The 3692-nt window shown below is 58.7% G+C and carries 7 protein-coding genes; all 7 read left to right on the plus strand.

Features of this window, described 5'->3' with window-relative positions; translation table 11 throughout:
• Positions 1-399 (plus strand): CocE/NonD family hydrolase C-terminal non-catalytic domain-containing protein (locus tag Q0O40_RS15580; RefSeq protein ID WP_295531992.1); only part of this gene is annotated, 399 nt, incomplete at its 5' end.
• A gap of 186 nt (positions 400-585) precedes the next feature.
• Positions 586-1128 (plus strand): SHOCT domain-containing protein, encoded by a 543-nt coding sequence (locus Q0O40_RS15585; RefSeq protein WP_295531995.1) that lies wholly within the window; start codon positions 586-588, stop codon positions 1126-1128.
• 209 nt (positions 1129-1337) lie between these two features.
• A complete protein-coding gene (locus tag Q0O40_RS15590) occupies positions 1338-1502 on the plus strand; it encodes a hypothetical protein (RefSeq protein ID WP_295531998.1) in 165 nt (54 codons plus the stop codon).
• A gap of 196 nt (positions 1503-1698) precedes the next feature.
• Positions 1699-2022, plus strand: a complete 324-nt coding sequence (locus tag Q0O40_RS15595; RefSeq protein ID WP_295532001.1) for a type II toxin-antitoxin system RelE/ParE family toxin — start codon at positions 1699-1701, stop codon at positions 2020-2022.
• On the plus strand, positions 2019-2321 hold the full coding sequence (locus Q0O40_RS15600; protein ID WP_295532004.1) for a helix-turn-helix domain-containing protein: 303 nt from the start codon (positions 2019-2021) through the stop codon (positions 2319-2321). Before Q0O40_RS15595 ends, Q0O40_RS15600 begins: the two co-directional genes overlap by 4 nt.
• Positions 2322-2475: 154 nt before the next feature.
• Positions 2476-3099, plus strand: coding sequence for an MSMEG_1061 family FMN-dependent PPOX-type flavoprotein (locus Q0O40_RS15605; protein WP_295532007.1), 624 nt, complete (start codon positions 2476-2478; stop codon positions 3097-3099).
• A 72-nt stretch (positions 3100-3171) separates the two neighbouring features.
• The coding region (locus Q0O40_RS15610; RefSeq protein WP_295532010.1) for an insulinase family protein at positions 3172-3692 on the plus strand (521 nt) is incomplete at its 3' end.

Here is a 3692-nt window from a genome sequence, read left to right on the forward strand (position 1 = left end):
GCCACCAGCGGCACCGACAGCGACTGGGTGGTCAAGCTGATCGACGTCTATCCCGACGAAGTCCCCGGCGACCGCGAGATGGGAGGCTATCAACTCGCCGTCGGCATGGACATCTTCCGCGGCCGCTTCCGCGAAAACCTCGCCGAAGCGCGGCCCATCACGGCGGGCGCGGCCCTGCCCTACACCTTCGCGCTACCGACCGCGAACCACGTGTTCCTGCCCGGCCACCGCATCATGGTGCAAGTCCAGTCCAGCTGGTTCCCCCTCTACGACCGCAACCCGCAGACTTTCGTGCCTTCGATTTTGGACGCCAAGCCGGGGGATTATGTGAAAGCGACGCAGAAGATCAGCGTGGGCGGGAGTGATGGGAGCTATATTGATTTGCCGGTGGTGAGGTGAAGGCGGGGCGGGTTTGCAAGGAGTACTATTTGAATGTCATTGTTTTGCAAAAACTCGCAAATTAAGCGCACTGTCACCATAATTCCACTGTCACCATAATTCGAACTGAGATGACTGTACGGCTCATCGTTATACGAATATAGCTAGGTGCGCACGAATGGATGTAGTTTTTACGGAAAGACCATAATGATCAAAATTCTGCGTCTTTTTTTTATTGTGGCTGCAGTCGTTCTATTTGGGACCGCAATCTCTCTTAACCAGAAATTAAATGAGCCTGAACCGCCTACCGAATATTCTCAGAACTGGGGTAATGATCTAGGTGGAGAAATAAAGGCTTTGGAGGAACAAACTCAGCAGTCAAATATGTTCCGTGCGAAAAATTATGAATATGAACAAAGGCAGAATTTATCCATTTTTTTTGGGGGTTTTAGTCTTATTCTCTTCGTAATTTTAAACATCCCTTGGAGTCGAATGGCATCAAACGCTGCCTATAAAAGTGGTGTTGTTACCGGTAAGTTCATAAATATTGTTCGCGTTGGAGTTTCTTCAATTAAAGAACCGGCGAGCGGTTCTCCAATTGTCGGCAGGCACGGCCTCTCGACATATTCAATTGCAGATGAACTTGCGAAGTGGAATCAGCTTCGTGAGGATGGCGTCGTTACGGAAAAAGAGTTTGCAGGAGCCCGGGCGCGCCTGCTCAATAGAGATAATGATCTTGATTTACAGTGAAAGCGCACCAAACAGCCGCGCGCAAAACGCCGTCAGAGTTTCTACCATCACCCCGCCTTCCGTAAGGCAACCATTAGGCATTCATCCACAAGCCGCCAAAAGCCCTAGCGATGATCCTTCGCCGCGTTACCGCCCTTCTTCAGATTACGAGATTGTTTGCGCACAACACGACCGCATAGCATCATCGCCGCCAAGAGGAGGACCGCACCATGCCCACCATCCACCAGATCACCGACGAAGCCGGGCTCGAAGCCGTGCTTGGCGAGCCGATGGAGTACGTCCGCGCCAAGATCACTGAGACCTTGTCGGATTCCATGCGCGAGTTCATCCAGTCCTGGTGTAAAATCGGTGACAGTGCACACAATTGGGTGTAAACTCGGTGACAGTGCACACAATTGACACCGCCAATCCTGTCCCCGGGATGCAAGGGCGATGGCCCTTGCCCGCCGGAGGCTGTTTCTTCCAAGAAATTGGTGCGCCGCGATGGCAGCGTGAAAATGGCTCCGCAGATGTGTCATTGACCTATAAGCCAATGGCGTATATATGCCTCCCATAACCAGCTTGCAGACCGTGGTGGAACTTCCCGAGTTTCTGCGACGGGCCAAGGCGATCATGTCTGATGAAGAGCGCGCCGCGCTGGTGGATTTTATCGCTGCCAACCCGGAGGCAGGCGTTTTGCTCGGTGGTGGTTTGCGCAAGGTTCGTATCGCTCGCAAGGGCAGTGGCAAGAGCGGCGGCTATCGAACTGTTCATGTGTTCGGAGGCGCGGCAATGCCGATCTTTCTCGTCACCGTTTTTGCGAAGAACGAGAAAGACAATTTAAGCAGGGCGGAGCAGGCGGAGTTGGTTGCCCTCGGCAAGGCCTTGCTGGCACAGTATGGAGACCGATCATGAGCGCATTTGACAGCATCAAGCAGGGTCTGGCCGAGGCTATGGCTTTTGCGGAAGGCTGGGAGAACGGCGCGGTCGTCCACCGGATCGAAGTGCCCGCTATTGAAGTGCCTAAGGTCGATGTTGCCGCGATCCGCGCCAGCACTGGCCTGTCACAAGCAGCCTTCGCGCGCAGCATTGGCGTTGCCAAGGGCACGCTGCTGGGCTGGGAGCATGGCCGCCGGCATCCCACCGGCCCCGCGCAGGTGTTGCTTGCCATGATCGCGAGGCAGCCTTCGCTGGTGAGCGAACTGCTGCGCTAAGCGGCGCACCAAATTCCGGGATGCAAGGGCGATGGCCCTTGCCCGCCGGAGGCAAACCTTTCGGTGCCGCTTCACCGCCCTACTCCAAGTTGCGGCAACGGTTGCGCACAGCACACCCGCATAGCATGATCGCCGCCAAAAGGAGGACCGCCCCATGCCCGCCACCCACCAGATCACCGACGAAGCCGCGCTCGAGGCCGTGCTTGGCGAGCCGATGGAGTTCGTCCGCGCCAAGATCACCGAGACCCTGTCGGACTCGATGCGCGAATTCATCCAGTCCTCGCCGCTCGCCATGATCGCCACCATCGATGCGCAGGGCCGCCCCGACATTTCGCCCAAGGGTGATCCCGCCGGCTTCGTCCGCGTCGACGAACAGGGCCACCTGCTGATCCCCGAGCGCCCCGGCAACCGGCTGACCTTCGGCTTCCGCAATATCCTGCGAGGTGGCCAGATCGGGCTGATCTTCCTTGCCCCGCACCAGCGCGAAACGCTGCGCATCAAGGGGCTGGCCACGATCCACAACGACCCCGAAACGCTGGAGGCGATGCAGGTCGGCGGCAAGCCTGCCCTGCTCTACACCCGCGTGCGCCCCACCGAATGCCATTTCCACTGCGGCAAGGCGCTCATCCGCTCGCACCTCTGGCAACCGGAGAAATGGACCGGCGAGGCAAAATCCATCGCCGCGCGCGGCTATGCCAAACAGAAGCTGCTCGGCACCGACGATGTGGCCCACACCGAACAGGTGCTGGATCAGGTCTACAAGGACGAGCTTTACTAGCGCTGATTTTCGCGCCCCCTTCCCTAACGCCCGCATTGCGCATTCATCCGCCAGCCGCCAGAGACGGCAGCAATGATCCTGCGCCGCTTGACCGCCCTTCTCGCCGCCCTTACGCTTGCCGCCTGCGCCGCGCAGCCCGCCCGGCTCGCGAGTGCCAGCGCGGCCAAGCCCGATTGGGCCTTCCAGAAAAGCGATCTGCCGGTCGATCCGGCGTTTCGCTTCGGCCGTCTCGCCAATGGCATGCGTTTCGTCCTGCGCCGCAATGCCACCCCGCCCGGCACCGCGCTGGTGCGCATGAATATCGCTGCGGGATCGCTCGATGAGGGGGATAATGAGCGCGGTTTTGCCCATTTTGTCGAGCATATGGCCTTCAACGGATCGGCCCATGTGCCCGAGGGCGAGATGGTCAAGCTGCTGGAGCGCGAAGGCCTCGCGTTCGGCGCAGATACCAACGCGCAGACCAGCTTCGAACACACGCTCTACCTGCTCGATCTGCCGCGCGCCGATCCGAAATTGCTCGATACCGCGCTGATGATCATGCGCGAAACCGCCAGCGAGCTGACTTTCGATCCCGCCGCCGTGGCGCGCGAGCG

This window comes from Novosphingobium sp. Chol11, from assembly GCF_945870625.1.
Taxonomy (GTDB): Bacteria; Pseudomonadota; Alphaproteobacteria; order Sphingomonadales; family Sphingomonadaceae; genus Novosphingobium.